Genomic DNA, 26817 nt, shown 5'->3' on the forward strand with positions numbered 1-26817 from the left:
AACCTTTTCCATGGATTTCACCAACTTTCATACTTTTATTAACATACTATTTAAAAAGAGGAAAATTTATTGAGGATTATTGATTTAGGTATGTTCTATAGGGAATAAAAAAAAAGAAGTATCGGCAGATGCCAATACTTCTCATGTTTCAGTATTCAAATTTCAATATTTTTGTTTAAGAATCCATTTTAAAAACATGTTAATTAGATTTACAAAATAAAAGTTTCGTAAAAACCATTCTGAGATTTTTAGTCCATTAGAGAGATGAATTCCTCAATTTTCCGAATCAATTCCATGCTTTCTGCAATTTTTGTTTCAGGTGTCCATTCTGCTTTCATGATTCCATTAAATAAGGAAACTATAGCCTCTTTTTGTTTTTTCGATGCTTTCTTTCCATTTAATGTGAAGTTTTGCAGGATAACCATTTCAGCAAATCCTGTCATAGCAGTATCGTTTGCACCGTTACCTTGTCCTCTGTTTTTGAAGAAATACTGTACAGGTACCTCAAGACCTTCAGCCAGTTTTTCAACAGTTTCAAGTGTAGGGCTTTGTCTTTGTCCTTTTTCAAGTAAATGTATATAAGAAGCTGATACTCCTGAAAGTCTTCCTACATCTTCTAAAGCATATCCTTTTGATAATCTTAGATGTTTAAGTAATGCTCCAAAGTTCTCTTGGTCATTTTTCTTAGTTAGATTTGCATAACCTTTTTGTTTTTTATTGAATTCCCTTTTCACTAAATCTTTATTAAATGGAGATAAATTTCTCTCTATAAACGGCATTACATCTTCTTTATATTTTTGTTCAAACCTTTTTGCGTAATCTTCCATTTCTTCATCTGAGCTATTATCTATTATATTTACTAAGTCTATTAATTCTAATACACATTCCCAATTATGCCTTTTCGCTTCCAGTACAAAAGCATCCCATTTAGATAGTTTTATACCTTTCTTTCTATATACAGTATCTCTTATGTCATTTATATATGTTTTGATTGTTTTTTCTACTTGAGAGTATTTTGTCTTTTTATATAGTTTCTTTAATTCTTCTTCTATTTCATCGAATTTATCATTTAAAGACTGAACATCTTCTTCTTTAGGGTCCCTTAAAGAGTCATTAATTGTTTCAACAATATCTTTTAGAATATGATTTTCATCATTTTGTATTTCGTTATTTAATTCTTTCCATTGGTCTTGAATAGCCATTCAAATAACCCCCTTAATTTTTAGAGAATTTCCATTGACTTTAGTCTATGAAAAAGTTATAATTTATTTGTAGGATTTAGTTCATCCATAACGCATTTCCATTCATTTCGAAAGGAGAATGGAAAAATGGAAGTTATGGAACAAGAAAAATTAACAAGAGGTACAAAAAAATTAATTCAGACTGCAATAGATGAAGTCAAGCCTGGTTATGAAAATAATCGTTATGAAATCTGTGCAAAAATCGCTGAGATTGTCGAAGAACGATATGAAGGTTTTAATTTAGACTACCAATTAAAGAGGATGGGTTTAGAAACAACGAAAAGTATCCTCGAAAAAATTGATATGTACTTTTACAAATATGTAAAAAACTCTTGATTTTTTCATTATTTTTTACCTGTGATTCATAAATATCTTATCATTGACTAATGTTGATGTCAATCAACTTTCATTAAATTCATTGAAAACTTAATTTAAATTTTTAACAAACTTTAGTTAATGAATTAGGTCTTGTCTCTGTTATGAGATAGGGCTTTTTTTAGTATAAATAGTATATATATAACAAAATGAAAGAGGTGCATGATTTTGAAACCTTCAACTTACGAAATAGCAAAAGAGCTAAAAAATCAAGATTTAGATTTTCTTTATAACGTCTATCTATTGAGATGCTTAACAATACGTCAAGCTTATAAATATTTTTTCTCTGATACAATTGATTCTTTTGAATTGTTTATGGAGACAAAGTTTTTAGATTTAATCGAATTAGAGGTTATTGATTGTGTAGAATTTAATTTAACAAATCAAGCTGTTTTCTTAACTTCTCAAGGTGTTGAAATTGTTCGTTATCAGTTTGACCTTCCAACCGATATCTTAGACCCTAAACGAAAAATAATCAAAAGAGGTTACTACCGTGCAGGAGAACTAAAGATGAATCCACGTTTAATCAATCATCAAATTCATTTAAATCAATTTGTTTTAGATTTTAAAGAAAAGACACAAGAAAATGATATTAAATGGAGATATTTCGATGAGAAATATGTATCTCAATATAAAAACATTCGACCAGATGGGCTTATTCAAATATTTGATACTGATTTTTTCTTAGAAATGGACATGGCTACAGAGAGCAAGAAGCAACTGAAAGAAAAGTGGAATCATTACCGTTCTTTTTTACAATCAAGCGAGTATTACTATAAAGATAAAGATAAAAAGATTATTGTATTATTTTTAATTGATAATACAGAGAAGGTTGAGAGTAGAAAAGACCTTGTTCGTTTTACAGCCGTAGATTCTTTATTGGATGGTTTCGATAATGAATTTGAATTATACATTGGTACAACAAAGGAATTATTAGAGTTAATGTGTAATAAGCTGATTCCAAATCTACAACATAGTAATTGGAGACAGGAAGAGGTATTAAGAATTATCCATGAAAAACACGGATTTCACTTTTCAAATGGGGAGAAATTAAGAAAAGCTTTACACGATACGGATTATGGATTCTATATAAGAAAAATCAAACAGGATAATAATCTACTAATCGAAAATGGTCGAGTGCAAGAGTTCCTATTTGATGACTACACTTCTCAACCACTCTCTATTTTAAAAAAAATTGCTTATCACGAAAGAAATATCGCTTCATTTCACAGAAGGTTTGGTAGGGAAATTGGTTATTTAATCCTCGTTAAAAATGAAGTAGAAGCTTTTCATGATTTGGAAATAGCCAATGATTTGGTAGGCATTAAAAATATATACTTTACAACTTTAGAGCGATTAAATTCCAAGCCCCTTCATGAAGCTGTGTATCAATATGACAGCTTAGGAAATATCCATCATTTTTCAAATAGCGGATTTCAAGAGAGGGTCTATGAAAGTAGCTTAAAATAAAAAAGAGGTTAATTTAAATTAACCTCTTTTTTATTTAGACTTTTTTGTAATGCCTTTAGTTCATTTCTTGCTAATTTTCGCTCCTTTTCACTCAATGACGCATCTTCCATCTTCTTCGTTAAATAAATTTCTTTAATGATATATGTAGTATCCATCCTTTTCACCCCCCTTTTTACATTTTATTGATTTCTGATGCCAATCATTCATGAACATAATATCTCAAATTAAATATTTTTCTATCTCAATCGCTAATTTATATGCCATCAATGATGGAATGCCAGAACACCGTTCATATTGCTTATTCAACGGAACATCTTCATCAAAAGAAAACCAATCTGGGACAGTCTGTAATCTCAAACATTCTCTCACTGTAAATCTCCTTGGTGGTAAGACGTCATATGTATCCATTTTGCGAATATCATAATTAACAGGTTCAGGATACAGAGGTAATTGACGGGCTTCAGAGACAATTGTATAGGATGCTTCATTCCATTGTTTTTGTCTATTCCTACTTACATACCTTGGAGAAAATCCACCTTCGTAATACTTATCTTGATTATCAATGATTTGGGCGTTATTTTTTCCGTTCATTAGACTTGTAATCGTATAAGCAGGTTGGTCAAAGGATACTTTTCTTAAGAATCCCGTTCTTCCTCCACCACTTTCAAATGCTCCGCCCATAAATTTACGAGCATCTTCTTCGTTTAAATCCTTCCAATTTCCACCCACAGGAATTTTATGTACAAATGCTTTTTCATCACTTCGAATTCCATATCCTACGTGGTTATGAACAGAACTTTGTTCTTGTGATTCGTATTGTATATCTTTTAAAGAATTCATCACCTTATCAGGATTAGGTAAATCTCCTATTGCATCACGTATCGTTTTCCTTTCACTTATAGAAACTATTTCTGGAAATTCAAATGTCTTCCCTAAATCACTTCGAATCCCTACCATAAATACTCTTTTTCTGTGTTGTGGAATCCCATATTCATAGCAATCTACAAGCTTCCATGTAACATTATATGAGCTGTCTTCAATCTCTTTCACAAAGGCTACAAATCCTGGTCTATTCTTCTTATTTACCATTCCATTCACATTTTCAAATAAAAACGCTTTTGGTTTTTTCGCTTTTAATATTCTTAAGAATTCATGTGGTAAATCTCCGAAATCTTTATTATCAAATCCGTCTCCTTTTCCTGCCACACTAAAACTCTTGCATACAGGTGTAGCAATCATTAAATCATGGTCTGGAATATCATTTGAATTTATTTTTCGAATATCGGATAAAACAGCATGTGGACCAATCATTTTATTGTAAGTCTTAACAGCATACGGGTTATTGTCTACAGCATAAGCCATATGATAACCTGCTAATTTAACGCCACAAGCACCTACTCCTGCTCCACAAAATAAATCTACACAAATCAATCCGTTTTGAGGTCTTGCTACCATCCCCCATCGCATTTCGTTCATTCTCATCCTAATTCCCCCTAATTCCATTAACTATTGTTAATAGAATTATAGTTTGGATGTTGTAGACATAAATAAAACAAGCGTTTAAGCTTGTTTTATCCCAACGTATCCTACAAAATGCAAGCATCTAAAAAATTCTTCAACGAGCATTCCTTTTCTTTCTAAAAACCGTTTATTTTCTTCTACCTGACTTACTCGAAACACACCCCTTAAAGACTTATCTTTATTTCTAATTTCCTTTGTTGAGAAACCTTGTTGTTCTTTAAAATCATGATGTAGTTGCGTGAAAATATCCTGATGCATGGAATGTTTTGCGTAAGTCTTTTCAACAACAATCAACGCTCCACCCTTCTTCAGCTTTGCTACTAATCGTTTCATATGTTTTTTTCTCTCATCTACTGAAATAAACGGATTTGTTAGACAACTGATGATAACGTCTGCTTTTGGTAATGCCACTTTTGAAATATCTTCATCGAATAAATAAACATCTTCAGTGGTAGATAACTTTTCTTTTGCTTTTTCCAACATAGATTGAGAGGTATCTAATCCAAACGCTCTAAATGTTTTAGGTGAAACTTCTTTTAATTGCTTTATCGTCTCACCCGTTGAACAACCTACATCAATTACAACACCGTTCTCAACTATAAAAAATTGAGCAATACCACATATTAAGTCTTGAAGCATTTCATAAGATGGAATGGATTGACGCACATGTTCATCAAATATTTTTGTTACCTTCTCATCAAAAGACCAACTTTCTACATTTTGCATTTTTTTACCTCGCTTCTTTACATAAAAATAAGGAGAAAGACTCTCCTTATTTAATATCCATATTTTCATTTTCAAATTCTTTAGCAGTAATGCCACTCATATTAGGCAATTCAATGTACGAAAACTTCACTTTATCGCCTTCTTTACTTAAAGGTAATTCTTTTGAAATAGAAGATGGAACCATAAGTAGTATGTTTGGCTTTTCTTTTAGTAGGATATAAAAGACTTGTCCATTCTCATTTGTTAGAGAGCCAATTCTTTCAATTGTTCCCACTTCACTTCTCTCAAGGCCATTTGAATTTAAGTTTGTATGTGAGCTCTTACCCGCTAATGATTTGACATAATTATTTAGCGTAGCTTGCAATGAATCTCCAATCGCTACAATGTTGTAATTTTCTACATTGACCATTGCATAGGATTTCACTAATCCTTTTTTATCTTTCAATGTTAGAAAGTACGTTGGCTCGTTTTGTACGTTTATCAAAATAGGGAATGTCGCTGTATATCTTAATTGTTGTACACTACCTTCTGCTGATTGCATACTCGCTGTCTCTGTAGCACCAGATACCTTATAAAAACTCGTTTTTCCTGTACGAGTATTCGCCAATACAAATCCTACTGTAGATTCATCTTTTCCTACTGAAGAAATTCCCGTATAGAAATAGCATTCGCCATTATTGTAAATCACTTGCATTCCTTCTGTAGTTTCTAACTTATCTTGATTTGAAAAGTTAATATAGCCATGTACATATTCTCCCCAATAATCTAAGTAATCCGCTATTGTTGATTTCGGCTGAATAATATCCACCCATTTAGGCGTATCTTTTATACTATATTCTTTCATCTTGCCTGTTTGAGGGTCAATAACAAGTGTTCCTGTAATGACTTCTCCTGAACGTCCAATCGTGCGTTTGTAAACAGATGCCACCCAGTAAGGATTCCCTTCATCATCAAGTTCAAATGTATAACCTTTCACACCCTTTGTTGGGTGATTTAAATACACATGTCTATACAGATTTGAGTTAAAATAAGAACTTGGCAAATACTTTAGATTTACATCTTTTCCTTTTACAGATGTTACAAGCTCAACGTCTTGAGAATCTGTTGCACTTACTTTTATAAAACCTTTCGTACCCTTGCTATTCTCAAACCACTTAAAAATCCCTGTATGTTCAAGTGGAGCAACATAATACAATTTCCCTTTTATCTGTTGGATAGTTAAATCACCAACCTCCATCTGACTACCTAAAGCAGGAATTTCACCTAACTTTTTGTCTGCATAATTCCTCGCCAATTCTTTATCAATTGTTGGTAACTCTTTTAAGTCCACATGAGAAACATCTTTTTCAAATTTCTTTTCTTCAACGTTTCCAATTAAAGCTCGATAATCTGAACTATGGAATAAAGGTGTTGTTATACAAAAGAAGATAATATTCGAGACTATTAATAGACCACTGGCAATTAACACCGAATATATTGTTTTCTTCTGTGTTACACCTTCACTAAAGCATGCAAATGCACCACTTAATAAAATAAAAAGAATTAAGAAAATGTTGAATTTACTCCCCCACCTAATGTGTATTGGCGTTGTATTCAGGTATGTATACACGCTCCAAATAATAAGTGTAATAACAAAACAAGTGATGAAACCCTTCAAAAAGGAATCTTTTTGTTTCATATAAATGCACAACCTTCCTATATATTAAACTGTTATTTTTATGATATCATATAGACTATAGTCAATACAATATACTTTTATTTATTATAGTAAACAGAGAGAGGTATCGAGATGAATATTATTGTTAAACGTGGAAATATAACAGATTTTCATACAGAAGTTGATGTAATTGTGAATGCATGGAATCGAAATTTTATTCCTTATTGGATTTTACTTCCTCATGGAGTATCAAAAGCAATTAAGAAGAAAGCAGGTTTAAAACCATTTAATGAAGTTCAACGTAAAGGTCTATTGTCTTTAGGGGAAGCGGTGCTAACTTCAGCAGGTAAATTAAATTGCAAAGGCATCATACATGTTGCAGGAATCGGAATGCTATGGAATTCATCAGAGAAAGCCATTCGATTATCCGTAAAGAACGCTTTGGAGTTATGTATAAAACACTCATTTACATCTATTGCTGTTCCTTTGATTGGTTGTGGTGCAGGAAAATTCAGTGAAGAAAAATGCATGGAAATTATATATGAAGAATGTAATGCATTTAATGGAGACTTGAACGTGATAATTGTTCAATACGAATAAAATACAAATTGTTGTTAATACAAAATTATATAAACATGAGTTTTTACAATATTTGTTACAGAAAACAATGAAGATATCAAGAGATAGGGATACTATCTCTTTTTCTATTATCGAGGAAAAAAGAAGATTTTTATTTTAGTAAAAAATAATTGACAAATAAAAGTAAAATTGCTATAGTTGTTTATAGAGATACAAGAAATATATGATTTATACTCAATAAGACAAAAATTAAAAATATAATTATAGATAAAACATTTTCTTTAGGAGGAAAATATTATGAAATTTAAAAATGTAATCGCAACAGGTTTAATCACTGCAACTTTATTTGGAGCAACAATGACAGCACAGGCACAAACAACAAAATTTAATGACGTACCAAGTGGTCATTGGTCTGAAGGAGCTATTAGCTATTTATCTGACAATGGAATTGTATATGGATACGGTAATGGAATCTATGGATTTGGTGATAACGTCACTCGTGGACAAGTAGCATCTATTATGGCTCGATACTTTAAACTACAAGATAACGGTTCACGAAATACTTCCTTTACAGACATTCAAAATCACCCATTTGAAGGAAATATCAACGCTGTTATCCAAGCAGGGATTATGAAGGGTGATGGAACAGATAAATTCCGACCAGACGCTACACTAACCCGCTATGAAATGTCATCTGTTTTACAACATGCATTTGATTTAGCAATTAAAGGCAACATGACATTTACTGATATTCCAAGTGGTCATTGGGCAAAAGAGGCTATTCAAGCTTTATATACAAATGGTGTGACAAATGGTATTGGTCAGAATCAATATGGTGGACAATACGATGTAACAAGAGAACAATTCGCTAAGTTTATGTATAGTTCTATCTATAAAGACAAAAATCAAAAGCCTGAAGAAGGAAAACAAAGTGACATGGACAAGTTAAAACGTGTAGCTGAAGAAAATGGATTCTTCCCTCAAGAAAACCATTATACTTATAACATTGGCGGTCCAAATGGTGATTCAATGTTTGACATTATGCATTTATATATGAATGATGGTAGTGAATGGGAAACAAAAATGTTTGTTTTTGATGGGAATTCGGTTGTGGATAAACCTATAAAGCAATTTTTAGACATACTTGTCCCTACGAAAAGTAATGAATTATGGAAAATTATCAATAGTAAAGGCCCTAATTACCAGGAATTTGAAATGGATGGAAGAAAAGTTGTTGTTAAGAGAAATTCAGTTGTGAGCATTCTATTTAGCTCAAAAAAATAATTTAACTATCAAAAAAGAGATGGAAATCCATCTCTTTTTTATTGAACAATATGCCCTTTTAAATCATCTGTTGCACTGCCTGTAACTTCAAGTTTTAAATCTGTTAAATTGTCACACAACATATTTCCAATACTTGTTAACGTATTACCTTCCATTTTAGATTTTGTAGGTATTCCGTTGATTTCAGGCGTAAACACTTGCAGTTTATACGAACCATCTTTTGTATTTGGGTCAATGTAAATCTTTGGAGCATTTTTAACACCTAATGTGTCTTTTGGTTTTATCGTATATGTCATACTTACCTTATTTCTATCTCCTTCTCGTTTTACATCAAGCCCTTTATTGGTTCCATGTACACCAGAAACCGATAAAATTTTTCCATCAGGAGTTTTGATATATAGCTCGCTTGGAATGTTAGGTTCAACATGTTTTGGACGAACCCATTGACCTGTCCCGTTTACATTCCAAGATTGAGGCTCTGTTTCAAAGGCATTTGTATTATAATCTACATCTACTTTCAATTCATAACCATATCCCGCTTTAATTTTACCAATTTCTCCTTTTGCTAAATCCACCCAACCATCTCTTGAAGCACCCATTTTTAAATCCTCAGTTAGTTTAGATTTAAATAACACTTTGCTTATCTTATACTCTTCTTGTTGCTGAACTGTTCCATCGTGTTTACTTCCTGCACTATATTTATAGAATTCATACGATTTTCCATTAGCTGAGTATTTTTTTAACTGACCACTCCACTCGTGTAATTCATAATACTGATTCCATGTATTTTTCGTGTTTTTACCAAGAGCACAAGCTTTTTCAAAAGGATTCATCGGTCTTTCTATTTTAGCTCCTGTTGTTTTCTCGGAACCTTTTATAGTTGTTGCTGTATCCCCCTTATTATCTTCTTGTGTACTCAAGTCTTCTTCCCATGCATTTTTATCAACATTCACATACACTTGAGCATCAACTTTAGAAGTTACTTTTGGGTCAACCCAAATCTTCACTTCTTTTACAATGTTTTTATTTTCGCCAATTCCAATATGCTCCATAAATAAATGTTTCTCGCCATTTACAGTAATACCAATTTGAACATCTTTTTCAAAATCAGTTACTTCTGATGGCACTTCATTATCAACATCAAATTTTACAGCAAAAGTTTGATATCCTGCTTCTGTAGGTTTTTCTGTTTTAGGAAGTATTTCTACATTTTTTACTTTGTAATTATAGAAACTATGCCATTTTTTTCTCGAAGTATCATCACCTTTATCTATATTCGCATAATCATAATTATTTTCTAAGTTCATACGTATAGAAGTATCAATAATTGGAACTTCATAAGTAGTATACTCAGGTGTGATAAATTCAAAAGTTGTACCATTTCTTAATTGCATTCTTTTTGTTAGATGACCATTAATAGAATCACTTTCACCTTTTGGTAACTTTCTATTAATTGTATAATAGGCATCAATATTCACTTCAGGGTAATAGTAATGGTCAAATACAGACCTTGTTCCCCAAGATATACATATTCCACTATTATTGTGTGCTTCACAAAAGCCTTCATCCCTATAAACAGGTTCCCTAATGTCAATACCTTGATATCTAAATTTATATTTAATTTTATAATCTTCACCTGGAATAGGCTTTTCAACTTCATTACCATTTCTATCAATTAAAGTGATATTTTCAGCATTCATATTCCCCGTACCTTCGACTGGCAATACTAAGTTTGCATCATCATCATTCGGATTCGTATTATCCCCTGCGAAGAAATGGTCTTTATTAATATTCCCCGTTAATCCAATGTACTTATTAGAGTTTAGAGGGATAACAAAATTATCATATGTGAACGTAGCTGATTCACCTGGTACAAGCGTTCGTTCTTCTGATAAAGTTGTATTCCAATTATTACTCCCTTTATTCCAAGTTGTAGATGATAAACTATACCCTATATCTAACTTAGTTGGGTTTAATGTCGTTTCTTGTTGAGAGTCATTTTTTACTCGAACAATAATTTTATACTTTTCTCCCTTCATTAATTTTTTAAATGTACGAGAACTTCCAGAGTCAACCCCATCTCTTCTTGTAAAAGTACCTACAACATTACCATTATTATCTAACACTGTATATTCCGTAATCCTAAGGTTCTTCATCTCATCGGATTTCACTGTTAATGTTCTATATTTACGACCGCCTTCTCTTGTCCCTATAAAGACAGCCATCTCAGCATCAGGGTCTGAAGTTAACGATAATCTATCAGCCCAATAATATGGATTTGAGTTTTTATACTTCATAGATGGTTCTTGGTCCAACAATCTTTTAATTGCCTTTATTTTTGCATTAAATAAATCTCCAATAGTTGAATCATCCCAACGAGAAGGTCCTTGAGGAAGCCATTTTGAACCCAAGTTATAAGGGAATAAATCCCATTTATAGCTACCTGGAGTTTCTTCAGAGAAAATATCTGGTGGAAAATAAGGATTCTCAACATGATTACCAAATGCAGAATATCCTAAGTACCTCCATTCTCCAACTGCACCTCTATAAGCTTCATACTCGTTATAATAATGCGGTGATTGAAGAGCATTACGACTTGTTTGGTTCACAACTGTAGACTTCGTTTTAAAGTTCGGGTACGACTTATCATATCTTTCCTCATAACCACCATTAATATTTCTACTATTATAGTTTTCTAATACATAAAAATATGACCTCATACTCGTCATATACTCTAATTGTTTTGGTGGTACTGGGGAATAATAAGTGACACCATAATAATTAGTTCGAAATAAAATGTTTTCACTATTTCTATCGTACCAAGATTTCCTATTTCCATCTTTATCTGTAAATTTCATCATAGGAGGCTTTATATTCCATTTTAAATGTTCAGGTACACCTTCCCAAACTGGTTCTAAAGTTGAGTTTGCCCCGTTATCCATATTATCAAGAGCATTAACAGCAATAGGACTTGCTAATAAAGCTAAAAATCCTACTGATAAACTTGACGCACCTACAGCCAGTCTTTTTATATTCATGTTAGACATCCCCTTTCAATCTATCTATTTATATTCAGTAAATTAATTTCACATTTAATATTTTATTATAGTTAAATTAAGTAATATATTATAACTATAAAGGTATATTTTTGTACTTATTAGGTTCTATACAAAGAGAGTATCCATATTACCTAATGAATACTCTCAAGAAAAATATTCGACAATGTTTCACATGAAACACTGTATTTCGATATTATCTATTAATAGGACTAACATAAATAGCTAACACTTGTTCTTTTTTAATCTTAATAATCCTGTTATCTAACTCTATTTCTTGAACCCCTGATTCAGCATGATTTACAATTTCATAAAGTTTAGCCCCTTCTGTAGGTAATAGACGATTAAATATTTTACTTAACGGCTCATCAATAGAGTTATCTCCATTAAAGATAAAGATGCTGACATCCCATTGACCATCTCCTATAGCATATAAGTTCGCAACATCAAACATCTTGTCAGCATCTTTTCCATGTGGATTAAACCTTAATCCTTTTTCACCATTAAAAAATCCTAATGAATAAGCCAACTGTTTTACTTCTGGAGCTGTATATGTTTTTCCATCAACGGTCTTATTCGCCCCTTCATTTTTGTCCTGATTTCCATCAGAATTGTTTTTAGGTGGTTGAACTGGCTTTTCTTCTTTCACTTGTACTTCTTTATTATTTGTATCATCGTTCTTAGGATGAGTTGGCTCTTTCGGCTTCACTACCTGTTGCTGAGATGTGTTCGGTTGACCATTCCCTTTTGTTGCTTGATTACCTTGATTTACCTCTCTTTTTTGAACACCTGTTGGCTCTTCTTTATTCTCTACCACTGGTTGCTTCTGGTTTTGTTCTTGTCCCTTAGAGATAGGTACAGTGCTTGGCTTTTCTTCTTTAACTTCTGTTTTCGGTTCTTCCTTTGGAGCTTCTTGTTTCTTTTCTACATCAAATTCAATCTTGTCTCCGTTTAATTTAACAGGCAAAACATCCACTACGAAATTTGCAGGTACTAACACATCATCTGATGTATACATCGGCTCCCAATACGCAGGAAATGTATAACCACCAATTTTGTCTTTTTTATATGGTTGTAACTCGCCACCTACATAAGCACAAGAAGATTTTTCGTGAATTTTGATTGATTTGTTACCTACAATGTATACTTTGTAATCACCATTTTCATCGCTACCTTCTTGGACTTGACCTTTCATTTCATCAAGTAACTTTTTCATAGGAACAACCTTTTCTCCCTGAACCTCTTGTACTGCAATTTCTTTCTTTTCTGTATCAGCATGAGCTGTAAGAGGTAACCCTGCTGTTAAAACAACTCCTGTCGCAAATAAGGAAAGCATTTTATTTTTATTTTTAATGTTCATGTTATCTACTCCTCTCGAATTATATTAACTATAGTATATAATTTAACGTATATTAAGTAAACTATATTTCACTGTCACCATTAAATTATTTTATTTTATGTTGGAATTATTTTATATATCTTTGTTATTACAAAAAGAGTTGCATTTTAGAATGCAACTCCTCTTTTTATTTGTTATTAATTTGAATTGTAGATGTCTCTCCATCCCAAAGCATATCGAAACCAAAAATATCTATCATTTCTTGAATTTCTGCCATAAATATATCATTCTTGTATTCAGGACTTGTAGCTATTTTTACGTCTCTTCCATTTAGAGAGATTGTGTCGTTCTTGTCTTTGTACACGACAATGTTATTATCCTTCTTCAATGTTAAGACATCTTCTTTTCTCTCAACAGTTGCTCCAAGCTCTTTAGCTATTTGCTCAACAGGTAATAACACTCTCTCATCTTTTACGATTGGATTTGTTTCTAACTCTATTGATTTATCAGCAATTTTTACGTTCTTCGCTTGCTTACTTACAATTCTTTCTTCCAAGCTTTCAGACTTCCCGATTCTTGTTTCCATAATTCGTATGTCTACTTTCTCAAAGTCTTTAAAAATTGACTCTATCTCTTCTTTCGAGTATTCTTTTTTCGCATCTTTCACGAGGATTGGTTTCCCTTCCACAATTACAAGCATCTTTCCTTTATCTTCTACAACGTATCCTTTAGACTTAACAGATACTTGATAGAGAATGTCCTTAAATTGTTCATAGGAAGCTGTTCCGTTTAAGGCTACACGAATACCCGAATCATAGTAGTAGGGTTTTTCTCCCTTTTTATCTACAGTGTATTGTAGCGTCAAATTGCTTTCAGGGTTTTGTTCTTTCACAAGATAATCCCAATTCTCAGGAACCTCTTGTTTTACATTTCCACCACCATAATCCACGTAATCTAAGATGCCACAATATACATAGTCCATTTTAGGTACTTCACCTTTATCTTGCTTTTCCTGTACACCATCAGCATAGAATGTTGTAATTTTGTAGCACATATCCCCTTCTTTTTCATACGTAACAGACTCTGAGCGAATCGGCTCTGATTTCACTGACTCTTGATTTTCTTGCTTATCTTCCATCTCCCCATTTTTTTCTAATTCTGCTAATTTATTTTCCCTACCATTATCTATAACTCGTTGAATCTCTTCTTTCGATGGTGCATCGGGTACTTTAATAGCACCATCAGGATTCATCACTTCCATATCAGGAGGACTCGTTATAATGAATTGGATTTCAGAAACGTTTTTCATCAGCGTATCTCGAATCTCAGGGATTTGATTTGTGTTATTAATATAGAATAGATACGCCTTATAGAAAGTACCAGTACCTTTTTTGATTTGAGAAGTTAATTGATTATGGAATGATACTATCTTGTTGTTTTTCTCTGTACTTTCTAACTTATTTATCATGTTAAAGATTTTATCAAAGGCTTGGTCATAGATATCGTTGTTTTTATGGACAATATAATCCTTAGGTTCCAACGGTTTATGCATATCTATAAAAGCGACGATAGCCTTATCAATATCTTCTGGATTCATTGTCTGTTCCGCATTATCAATTATCTTCATCAATTCATTTGCATTATCAACAATATTTTTGTTAAATTCTTTTTGAATTTGAGCTTCTTTTACATTCTCATCAGCATGAGCGATTGTTGTATTGCCAATAAAACTACTCGCTATAACTCCTACTGAAAGAACTGCCATTAATTTTTTATTCATATTTTCCCCCTCTTTCGTTATGCAATATCAAAAACCAAACATTATTTTTTGTTTTATTTTATTTAAATTTATTTTTAAAAATTTTATCAACAACTATTATTTAATTTTACTATTTAACAAAATATTATATTCTACTATCAACGCTTTATTTTTTCTTATAAAATAATATTTTGTTTTATGTTTATAGTATTTTTTCTTAAAACTCCACAACATTCGCTAATATTTGCTAAATCCAGTCCATAATAAACAAAAAGTCTTACCCATTTTATATGGATAAGACTCTGTTTAGCACCCTGCAAGGTTTATGCCTTCTATATTAAATTGAACATTAACATTATTATTCCATATGTTAAGAGAAGGGTACCCTAACGCTTTTATATTTCTTGGTTCTTGCATTTCTTGATAGATATCAGCTCTATTAAACATAATGATTTCTAATTTTTTCTCTTTTAACTTCAGATGATTTTTATTTTCGCCCATATAATAAACTTTATCCACTTTGAAACCCTTCAGTCCAAAATTCGGTTTGGAAAACGCCTCACCAAATGGTTTTAACACATCTAATTCTTCCACCAAATCAACTGTAACATCTTTAGGTTCTACAACTGTATCTACCATAATACGAGGGATAAAATCAGCTTCCGTCAACTGAGATTCAGCAAGACTACAAATTTCTTCTTCAAATGCTTCTAAATGCTCTTCTTTTAAAGATAATCCCCCTGCCATTGGATGTCCACCATAGCCAATTAAATATTCTTTCGTTTCATCAAAGGCTTTCTTAATATGAAAATTAGGAATACTACGAGCTGAACCTTTAATAAATCCATGCCCCTCCGCAAGAACAATAACAGGTCTAAAATATCTTTCTTTTAATCTACCTGCAATTAATCCAACAATCCCTTCATGGAACGAAGGATGATAAATAACAATAACAGGTTTGATACCTTTTTCTTCTACCATCTGAATTGCTAATGCTTCTTGCTCTTCCGTAATTTTTTTACGATACTCATTTGTTTCAATGACTTTCTCTACAATCTCAGGAATTTTTTCCTCATCTTGCGAAACAAACATTTCAATAGCTTCATCAACATCGCCCGTAATTCGCCCTAATGCATTAATCATGGGAACATATTTGAATCCGTATGTCTCTTCCGTAATCTCCTTAACTCCCGTTTTCTCTTGTAATACTTTAAAGACATGTCTTTGGGCACGTTTTACTTGGCGAATGCTTTCTGTTACAAACACCCTATTCTCATCAATAAGAGGCATAATGTCTCCTACTGTTGCTATCCCCACAATATCAATCATATCTTGTACATAGTCTAAATCTTTATCTAATTCCCAATAAAGCTGAAGCATTACTTTATAAATAACACTTGCTCCACAAAGACCTTTAAAAGGATACTCACAGTCATGTCTCTTTGGGTTTACAACTGCATCAGCTTCTTCTGGAAGATGGTCGCCTGGGTCATGGTGGTCTGTAACAATCACTGTTAATCCTAATTCTTTCGCTTTCTTAATTCCTTCATATGCCACAATCCCATTATCAACTGTTAGTACAACATCTACATCAGGATATTTCTTCATCATATCCTCTAATCCAAGTACATTCATTCCATATCCATGTTTGAATCTATTATTAACAAAGTAACTAACCTTTGCTCCTAAATTCCTTAAAGCTAAAACAGCAATTGAGGTTGCCGACACCCCATCACAATCGTAGTCTCCATATACTACAATATGCAGGTTATTTTCAATTGCGTGACTAAGAAGTGAGACTGCTTTATCACTATCTTTCATTAATTGCGGATTATGCATATCAGTAATATCCATATGTAGAAACGATTCAATTTTTTCTACCGTATCAAATCCTCTATTATATAATATCTCCAAGACACAATCTGCTAAATGATTTAACTCTTTAGCATTTCTTAAATCCTGTAACTTACTTCTTCGTTCAACTGTGTTCTCTGGGCGAATCCACTTTGTCTTCAAATGTTCATTCATATTACCATCACCTTCCTTTTATTAACTATAGTAAATAAAAATATTATTGTAAAGTATTATAGTCAATAAAAAAAGGTTTTACATAAAAAAAGATTATCGAGAACTCTTATAGAATGTATACTAAAAGATAAGAGAAAATAGATAGATACAAGGGGATGATAGATTGATAGTTGCAGGAAAAGTAGCCCTATGGTTTGCTGTCGTATATCTTTTTACTTATTTAATATTGTTGTCTTTTACAGATAAACTAACAAAGAAGGATAGTAGGTTCAATATTTTGCTCTTTAGAAAATTTTGGTACCTACTATTTGTAATCGGTGCATGTTATGTTGTTACGAATTATCCCATTACTGAGAAGAACTCATTACAATTCCTATATGCTTTTATCTCTGCTGTATTAATAGATATAGCAGTCTTTCAAACACCTTTAGTCAAAAAAATAGGTCCTACCGAATTAAATGAACCGATAGAAGCTTTAAAGGATAGTAATCAATTGGTACTATCCTTTAGCGAAAAAATGAAGTCTCTTGTTACATATATAGGAGATGTAACTATTGAAGAAAATATACAAGATGATACAATGTACATAACAGGGTTGTCCAATGTATTAAAAAACTATGGAGAAGATAATAGAATTGATATATCATTAAATCGTTTCAGTTCTCATGCCGAAATGAGAGGACTTATTGACCTTCTCTCTTTGGACAACCGTACAGAAGCTATTGGGACATTAGTTGACAAAAAAACCTTTTATAGCAAAGATAGTAAAATCGCCCTTGCTCCAATAACGGTGTTAGAACAAGAGTATATTTTGCAAATCTCTTCTAAGAAAGTTATAACAGAAATAGATGTAGATATTTTTTTCTTACTAATACATGTCTATGATTTAGCAATTTGTGAACGTGATGAGAGAGGAGCTGTTGAAGATGGAGAAAACGTCTGAAAAATCTAATGGACAAGCTGTACAAAATGATTTTCGCAATATAAGACAAAAGAGAAGAAGTAGGGTTTCTACTCCAACAACTGCCAGTATGAGTCCTTATACAAAACGAATCATTGATAAAAATGAAAACATTCTTAAAGAATACAGTATAAACTCTCGTTAAAACGGGCATAAATGGAGATGTACAAAGGTACATCTTCTTTTTTATTCCATTGAGAGGTGGTTAATTTATGAGTAAAAAATCTGGTTCGAAAACTCCTGATTCAGGGATGTCTCCACATACAAAAGAGATACTTGATAAATCTGAGAATGCTATTAAGAATTCATCTTCAAATAGATAATCATATCCATAATAAAAAGGCCCTTTGAGGGACCCTTTTGTTAAATCTCTGTAAACTTTACATCATCTTCTAATCTACGAAGCATATAAGCTATTTGCTTACCAACATCATTCGTGTTCTTTTTAGAACTAAATTCAAATTGAACATCAGCATTGTACAATTCTACTTGAGATGAAAAATATGCGTCAGAAACAGAAATAAGAATACCTTCTTTATGATTAGCACTAATGTTCTTTAATACTTTATTAAGTACAGCACATACACGCATATCCACGTATTGATGTAAAAAACCATTTTCCTTCATTAGAGATTTGAGCTTTTTATTATCTGCTACATTAAAATAATTTTTCAAAAACTCTTCTCCTAAACCAATGCGTTTTACAACAAAACACGTTTCTTTTTCCACATTTACATCGACAGAGAACTTCAAATGATACTGCTTTTGACACCATTTTCCTACAGATTGAACAGGCTGTTCATGTTTTTTTATAGCATCTGTAATCTCAATGATTTTTCTTAGTATTATCTTTTCTTCAGGCATTCTATATTGGCTCATTCCTTCTAATTGTCTCATAAGAGCATTAGCAGAGGGAGCAGATAGAACTATTTTCGCTTCTTCCGTATTTAATTTCTTATGGATTAAATCCGTCATAGCTTCCTTCATAAAATTATCAGCTAAAGCACCTTCTAATCGAGTCTTTAATTCTACCAATTCCATACCCTTTTTGTTTAAAGTTGTGTTCATAACTTTTCTCTCCTTAGTAATTAAATTTGTAAAATCCCTGTTTTTTTAAAATATCCATTTATTATAGTTTTACAAATTAAAATCCATTACAAAACAAAGAAAAAAAGCGTCCACACTATTTTTAGATTAAAATTGTAACGATTGCTAATGTAACCACAATACATATCGTTGAAACTACAAATTCATCACGATTTGTCCTGAACTTAGCTATTCGGAAATGCTTTTTGGTAAATGGATAGAAGAGAGGCACACCTGCTTTCGTCATACTATCTAATAATAGATGGCTTAGACACCCAACTGTAATACCTATAACAAATTGCGAATATAGAACCTGTAAATATCCATCAAAGAACGTTGTACAAAAGAAGAGTAAGATGGATAAAAGCATCGTAAATATAAGCGTATGCGTAAGCCCTCTATGACCAAAGACCTTATTGATACCCCAAGATAGGAATCTAAATTTCCTTCCCATTTTACTATCAGGATGGTCAATATCAAGTAATAAACCACCTATAAAACTTCCAATTAATAACGTTCCTGACAATAAGCACTTGTCGTAAGTAATCGGTGCATTCATCATGGCCGTACAAGCAATAACCCCTGCACAAACCCCACCAATTTTATGAGCATGATGATTCATTTTATATCACCCTTTCTTTATTGAAATGCCTTATTGTATTCATTTCAAAAGAATTTCAATCGAAAAAATGGGCGTACAAAAAAAGAGCCTGATATATTCAGACTCTGCTCTAATCTATTTTCTTTTATTTACAAGTGGCATTACAATTTTATCTAATTTTTTATATCTTTCTGTATATCGCTTATTAAACTCTGCTTGCAGTTGTTTTTTCGCTCTTGATTCAACAGCCTTTTTAGCCATACCACGTTCTAATGCATTTTTAACATTTTCAATTTCCTGATGAATACGTTCTGAAATAAATAACTCTAACATTTCATCATATCGCTCTTTTGATACCTTTTCGTTCGTATCTTTATCGAAATAGGTATATCCTGCTGTAGTGGCGTTCGAATCCTCTATTTCATCATTCGTTCTTTGTTCCATTTCCTTATCACGAATAATCTCCATTTCATATAAATCTAAAAATAGTGTTTCTTCACCTGTTTCTTTTATACCTGAAGTCCATCCTATTTCTTTTAAATGGAATAATTCCTCTACTGCCATATCCAATACATAAGCTATTTTTATTGCCGAATCAATACCAGGCTTTACATTTTCTTTTATTACAGAACTAATGTATTGTTTTGACAACCCTGTCATCTTTGCTAAATCTGCTTGTTCTAAACCTCGTTCTTTTAAAATTTCTTCCACTTTATTTGTTACGGTAATTTCACCATCAACAATTACATAACCTTTCCTCTTCAGCTCATCAAAATCTTTAATTTTCATAATCAAAACCTCACGTTCTCTATGATATCTTTCCTTTATTATATTTTGTAATTTGACTTCATTATATAATTCCCTTTAGTGTTTAGTCAATTATTTTTAACTAAAAAGAAATAATCACCTGCTATACAAGTGATTATAAGATATTTTTTATATATTCAATTGATTGCTGTAATACTTCATCTTTAGATAATGACGCATCCACTTTTTTAATTCGATTCGAATGTTTTTCTTCAATAAGCAAATACCCCTCACGAACCTTTTTATGAAATTCCATAGATTTTTCATCAAATCGATTTGTTTCTCGATTATTTTGAGCAATTCGATTCAATGCTATAGTAGGTTCTACATCTAAATAAAGCGTTAGATGTGGCATGACTAATCCTTCAAGAGCTTGCGAGTTGATACTTAAGACATTATCCATACCAATACCTTGCACATATCCTTGATACACAATTGAGCTATCAACAAATCTATCACAAATAACGATTTTTCCTTCTGTTAATGCAGGGGAAATTTTATTTTTAAAGTGTTCTCTCCTTGCAGAAGCAAACAATAAAGCTTCTGTAATGGCATCCATCTCATTTTCCATAATAAGTTCTCTAATTTCTTCTGCTACTTTTACACCTCCTGGTTCCCTTGATGTTAAACATTCCATACCCTGTTCTTCTAAATAAAGAGAGAGACCTTGAATTAAAGCTGATTTACCTGAACCTTCTCCACCTTCAATAGAAACAAACAATCCTCTTGTACGCATTTATAATATCCTCCTATTCAAACAAATATGTTTATATACCAAACTTATATAGCCATAAATAAATATAGTAGGACTATAATACTTTTATTAACTATAGTCAAATTAATTATAAAGAATGGTAGAACGAAATATCATAGAATGTGACCTTTTAAAAACATATGATAAAGAATCTAAACAACCATAGAAAGGGGATATTCGAATGAAATTAATACGAAATACAACTCAAAAAAGTCTATTTATTTTTACACTTGTTTATACATTTCTCTTGTCTACATATTTAACACATGCACAATCTCTTTTAGGTGAAAAGTTTGCAGATGCTTTTAATGACTTTATGGCTGAATATCAATTCCATATTGCAGGTGGTATTGCATTTGGAGTAATGACAGGTATTTTAGCTTTCATCACTTTATTTATGAAATTAGGGGCACATGCAGATAATCCAACAAAACGTAAAGAAATCACGCACGAGTTATTTATTGTAGGGATTTGTACAGGCTTATTAGGTGCAATACCTCTTGTGTATATGCTATTTGTCTATATCTCTATAGGAGCATAATAAAAAGTACCGTAAATTACGGTACTTTTTATCGTTTAAAGGTAGAGGCTTTGGTTTCCATTAACGCTTCTACATCTGGAAGGTATCTTAAAAATGCACCTTTTTCATATAAAGGTCGTTTCATCCTTTCATATGTAGTAAAGCGATAATTTTTAATTTCTGTACAAGTATCTAAGATTTTTCCGCATTCTTTCGCTAAGACATCCGTTTCACTTACCACAAATAAAACTGGAGCAATATCACTATCATAGTAGTATTTCTTCCATGCATTTGTAATAATAAGTTGCTCTAATTTTTCAGTTTTTTGCCTAAATAATAGAGGGACATCAGCATCTCTACCAATTTCACCAAGGAAATATCTATGTTGACCTTCCAATCCACCTATTTTCATACAAAATTCAAAAGATGGAACAATGTTTTTATTTCCTACTCGCAATTCAGGATTTACATTAAAGAATACAATTTTCTCAGGACAAGTCTCCATTAACTGCAAGTAAAATTGAGTAGAAAGCAAGTCTTTTGCAATGATTTCAGATGATTTCATATTTGTAATCATATACCAATCAAATGTATCTTCTTTGGAGTAGTGCGTAACTAAGTATTTCCCACCTAAATCCAAGCAATAAAAAGGATACGAATCCTGTTTAATATGCTCTTCTTCAAAATCACCAAGCATAAACTTATTTAAAACTCGATTTTGTACTAATTTTTCCAAACGATTTCGAATTGCATAAATGGATGCACTCTCCTCAGAATCCTCGTTTAGAATCTGTAAATATTGTTGAATTTGACTTGCTGTTGCAAATCTAAATTTGAATAGGAATTTAGCAATCTCTAAATCTCGCTCTGTTAGTTTTCCATCGTTTTTCATTTTTATAATTTCATTTTTAGAAACGGTATTTGTAAATTTATTTTGAAACGTCTGTCTTAAGTCGTCAGGAATATCAGATATTTTATTTAACTCATTTAGATACATGACAACATCTCCTTTCGTGATATAAAGATAGCAAGAGATAAATACTCTTGCTATCTTATCCTCTGTTCTATTAGAATTCTATTCTTCAATGTCATCTGGTAAGATGTTAATGATTTTACCTCTGACTTTTTCTTCTTCTTTACGTACTTGTGTAATTCGGAAGCTAACACGCATATCTTCCTCGACTTCAATTGTTCCAGGAATTGGACATAACGCATCAATATTTTCTGCGATACATACGAAGCAACCCCAAGGTTTCACACTTCTAATTCGACCTAATACAACTTGATTAGGTTCAAAGTTCTCTAAATTCATAGGCGAATCTGTTTTGTATTTCTCAACCGCTTGAACTAAAATACGATTATTTTTCGTTACTTTCGCTAATTTCACTTGTAAAACATCACCCACTTTGCTTACTTCACGTAAAGCAGTATAGCCTTCTGCGAAGTCCGAGTTGCGTAATAGTACAGCAATTCCTTTAATCTCTACATAAGCACCAAATGGTAAGATTTTTGTGATTTTAGCTTCGAACTCTGTTCCAGATTCTAATTCAGAAATTAACGCATCACGTTGTTTTTCTTGAACAACTTTACGAGAAGCGATTAAAACTCCTTTGTCTTCATCAACTGATACGATAACAAATGAAATTTTTCGCCCAATATAATTAACAAGTGAAGTTTTAACATCTCTCATATCAACTTCCTCACGGGCAATAATTACTTGCATTCCGTTTAATTCAGTCATCAGAATATCTGTATTTAACAATTCACTTCGCTGTACTAAACGTACCATCCCATTAAATACTGTTCCTTTTTCGATTGCTTCTTTAATTTTTGTCATTTCCATGTGTAATTCCCCCTTATTTTTTCTGAAAAATTTTTCTTAATGAAGAAAATAAACCTGTTTTATTTTTATCAGCATTTTCTTCTGGCTTTTCAACATCTTCTGCATCATAAAACTTAGGATAATTCCGGTATTGTTCTTCATACATTTGTTTCAGAACTTTATCCCTTGGTGGTCGAATTGAATGCACCATTGGATGTGAACCATTATCTTTTGTTAATCCATTATATGATGATTCTTCACTAATTAATTCATTAACTGGTTCTAATGGTGCTTGACCCCCCTCAGATGGAGATACCTCTTTCCCTTCTAAGTTAACCTCATCCACATCAGATGTTTCTATTTTTCCAATATCATATGTTTTATTATCAACATTATTACCTATAATGTTTTTATTATGTTTTATAATATGTTCATCTTTTTTTATTTTTTCATCATTAATTATTTTATCTTCTTTGATTATGAACATATCTTTTTCTTCTTTTTGTATATCAGTGTCATCTTTTGTCATAATTTCAAGATTTATTGTTTCCTCATTATCGCCTTCTTCTATAATCCTTGGAACCTGAAATAACGGCTCGCTCTCTTTCACCTCTTCGAACTCTTCATTCTCCAAAATAACAACGGTCTTTTGCTCCGTTTTTTGAGGTGTGATAGCAAAGAGCTCATCTTCTTCATCATCTGAAGAAGAGATGATTACGACACCCTCATTAGCTTCATTGTTTTGACTTTCATCACTTTCACTTACTTCTTCCCAAATAACTTCTGAATTAAGCTCCTTCTCAGAGCTTTCGTAGGGAAACTGATACCCTTCTTCTCTTAATCGTTCTATGATTACATCTACGCCCTTCCAAAGAAATGCGTTTTGAAATGGTTTTGGTACATAGTATGTAGCTCCGTTTGCAAGGGCTTTTTCTTTCATAGAATCACTATAGTCTTCTGACATTGCTATGATTTTAGCATTTGGTTCTTTTGAAAGAATCTGTTTCATCGCATCAAATCCATCCATATCAGGAAGACTTAAATCCAAGACAATAAAATCAGGTTTCATTTTAAAATAATCAATAATCCCTTCTTTTCCTGTTTCAGATTCTTTTACAACTTCATACATAAATTCATCATCTGGTTTTTTTTCCATCGCTCTTTTTATTAACTCACGAACAAAATGGGCATCATCTATAACTAAAACTCGCAGAACCTTTTCCATTTTTCTCACCTTCCTCAAACATATTTCCTATCAAAGTATGTTATATTATATGTTTTTTAAAAAAAATATTCGTTTTCAGTCAGACGAACATCGCTTTACCTACTTCGATTAATACGTTTTAGTAAAGAATAATTGACAAAATGCGATTGAAATGCTAATCTGAAGAAAGATTAATATAGTGAAGGAGGATTTATTCCATGACTGAAATCATCGGGATTTGTTCTGTCGGAAAAATGTTTCGACCTAAAAAAGTTTTAAATGTGCCTCATAGAGGATTTATTTTTTATACATCTTATAAATCAAATTTTGGGGGAGAAGCGAAAGAAATATCAATTCAATTCAATTTAAAGAATATTTATCCTGACAAAGAAATTATTCGAATTAATGTATCTACCGATATACCTGTTCTTATAAGAAAAGAATTGTTTACTGAATTAGATTCAAACACTGCTTTATCGAATGCACCCGATTGTTTTATTACGGAAAACAGACATTTAGTAAGACCTGATAGATACAATTTAAGAAAAAGAGGGATTTCAGAAGGTATTAAAAATCATAAAGGTGTTTTATTCTTTACTATCCTAATCGAGAGTGATGTACCTGAAGAAGAAGATAACCTTAATTTCATACTATATCCATCAGTAATTGATGGAGAGGAATATATCGTTGTGGAAAGTGAAGCTAACACTCCAGTTATTATCCATTCAGAAACAGGATTACTTTTACACAGCTAAGAGAGGCGTATTATCATGTTTAAAACAGGAAAACAATTCACATTAGAATTCGAAGTAAAGAAAATACTACACGAAAATGCCGAAAGTAGATTCTATATTATTACAGCAAATATTTTAAATCACGATTCTGAAAATCAATTCCCTAAAGAAATGAGAATTCAAGGAAATTTCAACACGGTTCATAAAGGTGACAAATTCGAAGGGACAGGTGTTGTTCAATTACACAAAGTATATGGGTATTCCATTAAACTTACTGCTACTCCAACTGCCACCATCCCTCAAGTAAAAAAAGGATTAATAGATTTTATAAAAAAACGTGTTTCACGAGTCGGAATGAAAACAGCGAAAAAAATTGTAGATGAATTGGGATTAGAAGCCATTTCACTTATTGAAAAAGACTATAAAGTTTTAGTAAATATCGGTCTTACAGAAAAAAGAGCAAAGAGTATTCAAAACCAATTAGTTGAACATAAACGATTTGAGGAATTAGCTACATTCATTCAATCCTTTGACTTGGAATCCTCTGTAGCTATTCGAATTTACGAAGATTTAGGAGATACCAGTTTAGTAAAAGTAAAAGGAAATCCATATGTCGTATGTTCTATTTCAAAATTAGATTTTACACATGCAGATAAAATCGCTTATGCATTAGGAAAACCGAGTGATGGTGTAGAGCGAATTAAACACGCTATCTTGTTCTACATCGAACATAGAATGCAATCTAAAGGTGATATTTGTATTTTTAAAGACGAGTTACTGGATTCATTAGAAGAATTCATTGTTCGAGTCGGGGCATATCCAAAGAACCAGATGATTTCAGTACCGATTCAAAAAATAGATGCGATACTACAAGGATTATTTACTTCTGGTGCTCTTGTGACCGAGGAAAACAACGATGGAAAGGTATGCATCTATCGAGCAGATTATCACAGAATTGAAAACAATATCGTTTCTGGATTAAAAGAATTAGTACACTCTTTCAAGACTCCATTATGTCAAAGGATTCAAATTGATGATTTTATACAGGAATATGAAAAAGCATATTTCCCATTAGCTGAAAAACAAGCTGAAGCTGTGTATATGGCTTTGCTAAATGGTATTAGTATTTTAACTGGCGGCCCTGGAACAGGAAAAACTCAAACGACAAACACGATTGTACAATGTATAAAAAAAGTAAATCCTAAAGCTACTATCCTACTTTTAGCCCCTACAGGCAAAGCAAGTAAACGAATGACAGAATTAACAAATATGGATGCATCAACAATTCATAGA

The 26817-nt window shown here is 32.0% G+C and carries 25 protein-coding genes; 9 read left to right on the forward strand and 16 right to left on the reverse strand.

Annotation, left to right across the window (positions count from 1 at the left end):
• Positions 1-248: 248 nt before the first annotated feature.
• A complete protein-coding gene (locus tag MR160_RS24345) occupies positions 249-1202 on the reverse strand; it encodes a helix-turn-helix domain-containing protein (protein ID WP_001007338.1) in 954 nt (317 codons plus the stop codon).
• Positions 1203-1328: 126 nt separating this feature from the next.
• Between MR160_RS24345 and MR160_RS24350 the strand changes: the two genes are divergently transcribed.
• Both MR160_RS24350 and MR160_RS24355 read left to right on the forward strand, forming a co-directional pair.
• Positions 1329-1577 carry a hypothetical protein gene (locus MR160_RS24350; protein ID WP_000453488.1) on the forward strand — a complete coding sequence of 83 codons (249 nt, stop codon included), beginning with the start codon at positions 1329-1331 and terminating at the stop codon, positions 1575-1577.
• Positions 1578-1778: 201 nt separating this feature from the next.
• Complete coding sequence (locus tag MR160_RS24355) at positions 1779-3086, forward strand: replication-relaxation family protein (protein WP_242298229.1); 1308 nt, start codon at positions 1779-1781, stop codon at positions 3084-3086.
• Positions 3087-3094: 8 nt separating this feature from the next.
• On the opposite strand, the gene MR160_RS24360 is transcribed toward MR160_RS24355, so the two are convergent.
• The 4 genes from MR160_RS24360 to MR160_RS24375 form a co-directional block, all read right to left on the reverse strand.
• Complete coding sequence (locus MR160_RS24360; RefSeq protein ID WP_176520693.1) at positions 3095-3241, reverse strand: hypothetical protein; 147 nt, start codon at positions 3239-3241, stop codon at positions 3095-3097.
• A gap of 64 nt (positions 3242-3305) precedes the next feature.
• A complete protein-coding gene (locus MR160_RS24365; protein WP_242298231.1) occupies positions 3306-4568 on the reverse strand; it encodes a DNA cytosine methyltransferase in 1263 nt (420 codons plus the stop codon).
• Between the two features lie 78 nt (positions 4569-4646).
• On the reverse strand, positions 4647-5333 hold the full coding sequence (locus MR160_RS24370; protein ID WP_242298232.1) for a methyltransferase domain-containing protein: 687 nt from the start codon (positions 5331-5333) through the stop codon (positions 4647-4649).
• 46 nt (positions 5334-5379) lie between these two features.
• Positions 5380-7011, reverse strand: a complete 1632-nt coding sequence (locus MR160_RS24375; protein ID WP_242298234.1) for a cell shape-determining protein — start codon at positions 7009-7011, stop codon at positions 5380-5382.
• A gap of 111 nt (positions 7012-7122) precedes the next feature.
• On the opposite strand from MR160_RS24375, the gene MR160_RS24380 reads away from it, so the two are divergent.
• Positions 7123-7590, forward strand: coding sequence for a macro domain-containing protein (locus tag MR160_RS24380; RefSeq protein ID WP_242298236.1), 468 nt, complete (start codon positions 7123-7125; stop codon positions 7588-7590).
• A gap of 276 nt (positions 7591-7866) precedes the next feature.
• Complete coding sequence (locus MR160_RS24385) at positions 7867-8853, forward strand: S-layer homology domain-containing protein (RefSeq protein WP_242298238.1); 987 nt, start codon at positions 7867-7869, stop codon at positions 8851-8853.
• 38 nt (positions 8854-8891) lie between these two features.
• On the opposite strand, the gene MR160_RS24390 is transcribed toward MR160_RS24385, so the two are convergent.
• The 4 genes from MR160_RS24390 to recJ all read right to left on the reverse strand — a co-directional run bounded on the left by MR160_RS24390 (position 8892) and on the right by recJ (position 17035).
• Entirely contained in the window at positions 8892-11891 is a 3000-nt protein-coding gene (locus MR160_RS24390) for an Athe_2463 domain-containing protein (protein WP_242298240.1), read from the reverse strand.
• Positions 11892-12105: 214 nt separating this feature from the next.
• Complete coding sequence (locus MR160_RS24395; protein WP_242298242.1) at positions 12106-13269, reverse strand: hypothetical protein; 1164 nt, start codon at positions 13267-13269, stop codon at positions 12106-12108.
• Positions 13270-13435: 166 nt separating this feature from the next.
• Positions 13436-15028, reverse strand: a complete 1593-nt coding sequence (locus MR160_RS24400; protein ID WP_242298243.1) for a stalk domain-containing protein — start codon at positions 15026-15028, stop codon at positions 13436-13438.
• A 285-nt stretch (positions 15029-15313) separates the two neighbouring features.
• Positions 15314-17035: a single-stranded-DNA-specific exonuclease RecJ gene (gene recJ / locus MR160_RS24405; protein WP_098615758.1), complete on the reverse strand. Its 1722-nt coding sequence runs from the start codon at positions 17033-17035 to the stop codon at positions 15314-15316.
• A 163-nt stretch (positions 17036-17198) separates the two neighbouring features.
• On the opposite strand from recJ, the gene MR160_RS24410 reads away from it, so the two are divergent.
• Both MR160_RS24410 and MR160_RS24415 read left to right on the forward strand, forming a co-directional pair.
• Complete coding sequence (locus MR160_RS24410; RefSeq protein ID WP_098297268.1) at positions 17199-17978, forward strand: type II toxin-antitoxin system SpoIISA family toxin; 780 nt, start codon at positions 17199-17201, stop codon at positions 17976-17978.
• Positions 17962-18141, forward strand: a complete 180-nt coding sequence (locus tag MR160_RS24415; protein WP_098615757.1) for a hypothetical protein — start codon at positions 17962-17964, stop codon at positions 18139-18141. Before MR160_RS24410 ends, MR160_RS24415 begins: the two co-directional genes overlap by 17 nt.
• A 218-nt stretch (positions 18142-18359) precedes the next feature.
• On the opposite strand, the gene MR160_RS24420 is transcribed toward MR160_RS24415, so the two are convergent.
• The 4 genes from MR160_RS24420 to tmk form a co-directional block, all read right to left on the reverse strand.
• Positions 18360-19064 (reverse strand): hypothetical protein, encoded by a 705-nt coding sequence (locus MR160_RS24420; RefSeq protein ID WP_242298246.1) that lies wholly within the window; start codon positions 19062-19064, stop codon positions 18360-18362.
• 121 nt (positions 19065-19185) lie between these two features.
• Positions 19186-19704: a metal-dependent hydrolase gene (locus tag MR160_RS24425; RefSeq protein WP_098297266.1), complete on the reverse strand. Its 519-nt coding sequence runs from the start codon at positions 19702-19704 to the stop codon at positions 19186-19188.
• A 114-nt stretch (positions 19705-19818) separates the two neighbouring features.
• The gene (locus tag MR160_RS24430) at positions 19819-20472 is read right to left on the reverse strand and encodes a helix-turn-helix transcriptional regulator (RefSeq protein ID WP_242298248.1); all 654 of its coding nucleotides are present in this window, start codon (positions 20470-20472) and stop codon (positions 19819-19821) included.
• 133 nt (positions 20473-20605) lie between these two features.
• Positions 20606-21226 (reverse strand): dTMP kinase, encoded by a 621-nt coding sequence (gene tmk, locus MR160_RS24435; protein ID WP_242298250.1) that lies wholly within the window; start codon positions 21224-21226, stop codon positions 20606-20608.
• 199 nt (positions 21227-21425) lie between these two features.
• On the opposite strand from tmk, the gene MR160_RS24440 reads away from it, so the two are divergent.
• Positions 21426-21785, forward strand: a complete 360-nt coding sequence (locus MR160_RS24440) for a hypothetical protein (RefSeq protein ID WP_000767357.1) — start codon at positions 21426-21428, stop codon at positions 21783-21785.
• Between the two features lie 28 nt (positions 21786-21813).
• On the opposite strand, the gene MR160_RS24445 is transcribed toward MR160_RS24440, so the two are convergent.
• The 3 genes from MR160_RS24445 to MR160_RS24455 form a co-directional block, all read right to left on the reverse strand.
• Positions 21814-22761: a hypothetical protein gene (locus MR160_RS24445; RefSeq protein ID WP_086877626.1), complete on the reverse strand. Its 948-nt coding sequence runs from the start codon at positions 22759-22761 to the stop codon at positions 21814-21816.
• 78 nt (positions 22762-22839) lie between these two features.
• Entirely contained in the window at positions 22840-23607 is a 768-nt protein-coding gene (locus MR160_RS24450) for a S1 RNA-binding domain-containing protein (protein ID WP_000426104.1), read from the reverse strand.
• Positions 23608-23620: 13 nt separating this feature from the next.
• Entirely contained in the window at positions 23621-24811 is a 1191-nt protein-coding gene (locus MR160_RS24455; protein WP_242298252.1) for a response regulator, read from the reverse strand.
• 197 nt (positions 24812-25008) lie between these two features.
• Here MR160_RS24455 and MR160_RS24460 point away from each other — a divergent pair, with 197 nt between their 5' ends.
• Entirely contained in the window at positions 25009-25545 is a 537-nt protein-coding gene (locus MR160_RS24460) for a hypothetical protein (protein ID WP_098297262.1), read from the forward strand.
• A 15-nt stretch (positions 25546-25560) separates the two neighbouring features.
• Positions 25561-26817: AAA family ATPase (locus MR160_RS24465; protein WP_242298254.1), on the forward strand; the 1257-nt coding region annotated here is incomplete at its 3' end.

The sequence above is a fragment of the Bacillus cereus group sp. BfR-BA-01382 genome, from assembly GCF_022663475.1.
Lineage (GTDB): Bacteria > Bacillota > Bacilli > Bacillales > Bacillaceae_G > Bacillus_A > Bacillus_A thuringiensis_S.

Excerpts from the sequence above, each read along its gene's own strand:
- MR160_RS24345 (WP_001007338.1), bottom strand. The coding sequence starts at position 1,202 with ATGGCTATTCAAGACCAATGGAAAGAATTAAATAACGAAATACAAAAT.
- MR160_RS24350 (WP_000453488.1), top strand. The coding sequence starts at position 1,329 with ATGGAAGTTATGGAACAAGAAAAATTAACAAGAGGTACAAAAAAATTA.
- MR160_RS24355 (WP_242298229.1), top strand. The coding sequence starts at position 1,779 with ATGATTTTGAAACCTTCAACTTACGAAATAGCAAAAGAGCTAAAAAAT.
- MR160_RS24360 (WP_176520693.1), bottom strand. The coding sequence starts at position 3,241 with ATGGATACTACATATATCATTAAAGAAATTTATTTAACGAAGAAGATG.
- MR160_RS24365 (WP_242298231.1), bottom strand. The coding sequence starts at position 4,568 with ATGAGAATGAACGAAATGCGATGGGGGATGGTAGCAAGACCTCAAAAC.
- MR160_RS24370 (WP_242298232.1), bottom strand. The coding sequence starts at position 5,333 with ATGCAAAATGTAGAAAGTTGGTCTTTTGATGAGAAGGTAACAAAAATA.
- MR160_RS24375 (WP_242298234.1), bottom strand. The coding sequence starts at position 7,011 with ATGAAACAAAAAGATTCCTTTTTGAAGGGTTTCATCACTTGTTTTGTT.
- MR160_RS24380 (WP_242298236.1), top strand. The coding sequence starts at position 7,123 with ATGAATATTATTGTTAAACGTGGAAATATAACAGATTTTCATACAGAA.
- MR160_RS24385 (WP_242298238.1), top strand. The coding sequence starts at position 7,867 with ATGAAATTTAAAAATGTAATCGCAACAGGTTTAATCACTGCAACTTTA.
- MR160_RS24390 (WP_242298240.1), bottom strand. The coding sequence starts at position 11,891 with ATGAATATAAAAAGACTGGCTGTAGGTGCGTCAAGTTTATCAGTAGGA.
- MR160_RS24395 (WP_242298242.1), bottom strand. The coding sequence starts at position 13,269 with ATGAACATTAAAAATAAAAATAAAATGCTTTCCTTATTTGCGACAGGA.
- MR160_RS24400 (WP_242298243.1), bottom strand. The coding sequence starts at position 15,028 with ATGAATAAAAAATTAATGGCAGTTCTTTCAGTAGGAGTTATAGCGAGT.
- recJ (WP_098615758.1), bottom strand. The coding sequence starts at position 17,035 with ATGAATGAACATTTGAAGACAAAGTGGATTCGCCCAGAGAACACAGTT.
- MR160_RS24415 (WP_098615757.1), top strand. The coding sequence starts at position 17,962 with ATGGAGAAAACGTCTGAAAAATCTAATGGACAAGCTGTACAAAATGAT.
- MR160_RS24420 (WP_242298246.1), bottom strand. The coding sequence starts at position 19,064 with ATGAACACAACTTTAAACAAAAAGGGTATGGAATTGGTAGAATTAAAG.
- MR160_RS24425 (WP_098297266.1), bottom strand. The coding sequence starts at position 19,704 with ATGAATCATCATGCTCATAAAATTGGTGGGGTTTGTGCAGGGGTTATT.
- MR160_RS24430 (WP_242298248.1), bottom strand. The coding sequence starts at position 20,472 with ATGAAAATTAAAGATTTTGATGAGCTGAAGAGGAAAGGTTATGTAATT.
- tmk (WP_242298250.1), bottom strand. The coding sequence starts at position 21,226 with ATGCGTACAAGAGGATTGTTTGTTTCTATTGAAGGTGGAGAAGGTTCA.
- MR160_RS24440 (WP_000767357.1), top strand. The coding sequence starts at position 21,426 with ATGAAATTAATACGAAATACAACTCAAAAAAGTCTATTTATTTTTACA.
- MR160_RS24445 (WP_086877626.1), bottom strand. The coding sequence starts at position 22,761 with ATGTATCTAAATGAGTTAAATAAAATATCTGATATTCCTGACGACTTA.
- MR160_RS24450 (WP_000426104.1), bottom strand. The coding sequence starts at position 23,607 with ATGGAAATGACAAAAATTAAAGAAGCAATCGAAAAAGGAACAGTATTT.
- MR160_RS24455 (WP_242298252.1), bottom strand. The coding sequence starts at position 24,811 with ATGGAAAAGGTTCTGCGAGTTTTAGTTATAGATGATGCCCATTTTGTT.
- MR160_RS24460 (WP_098297262.1), top strand. The coding sequence starts at position 25,009 with ATGACTGAAATCATCGGGATTTGTTCTGTCGGAAAAATGTTTCGACCT.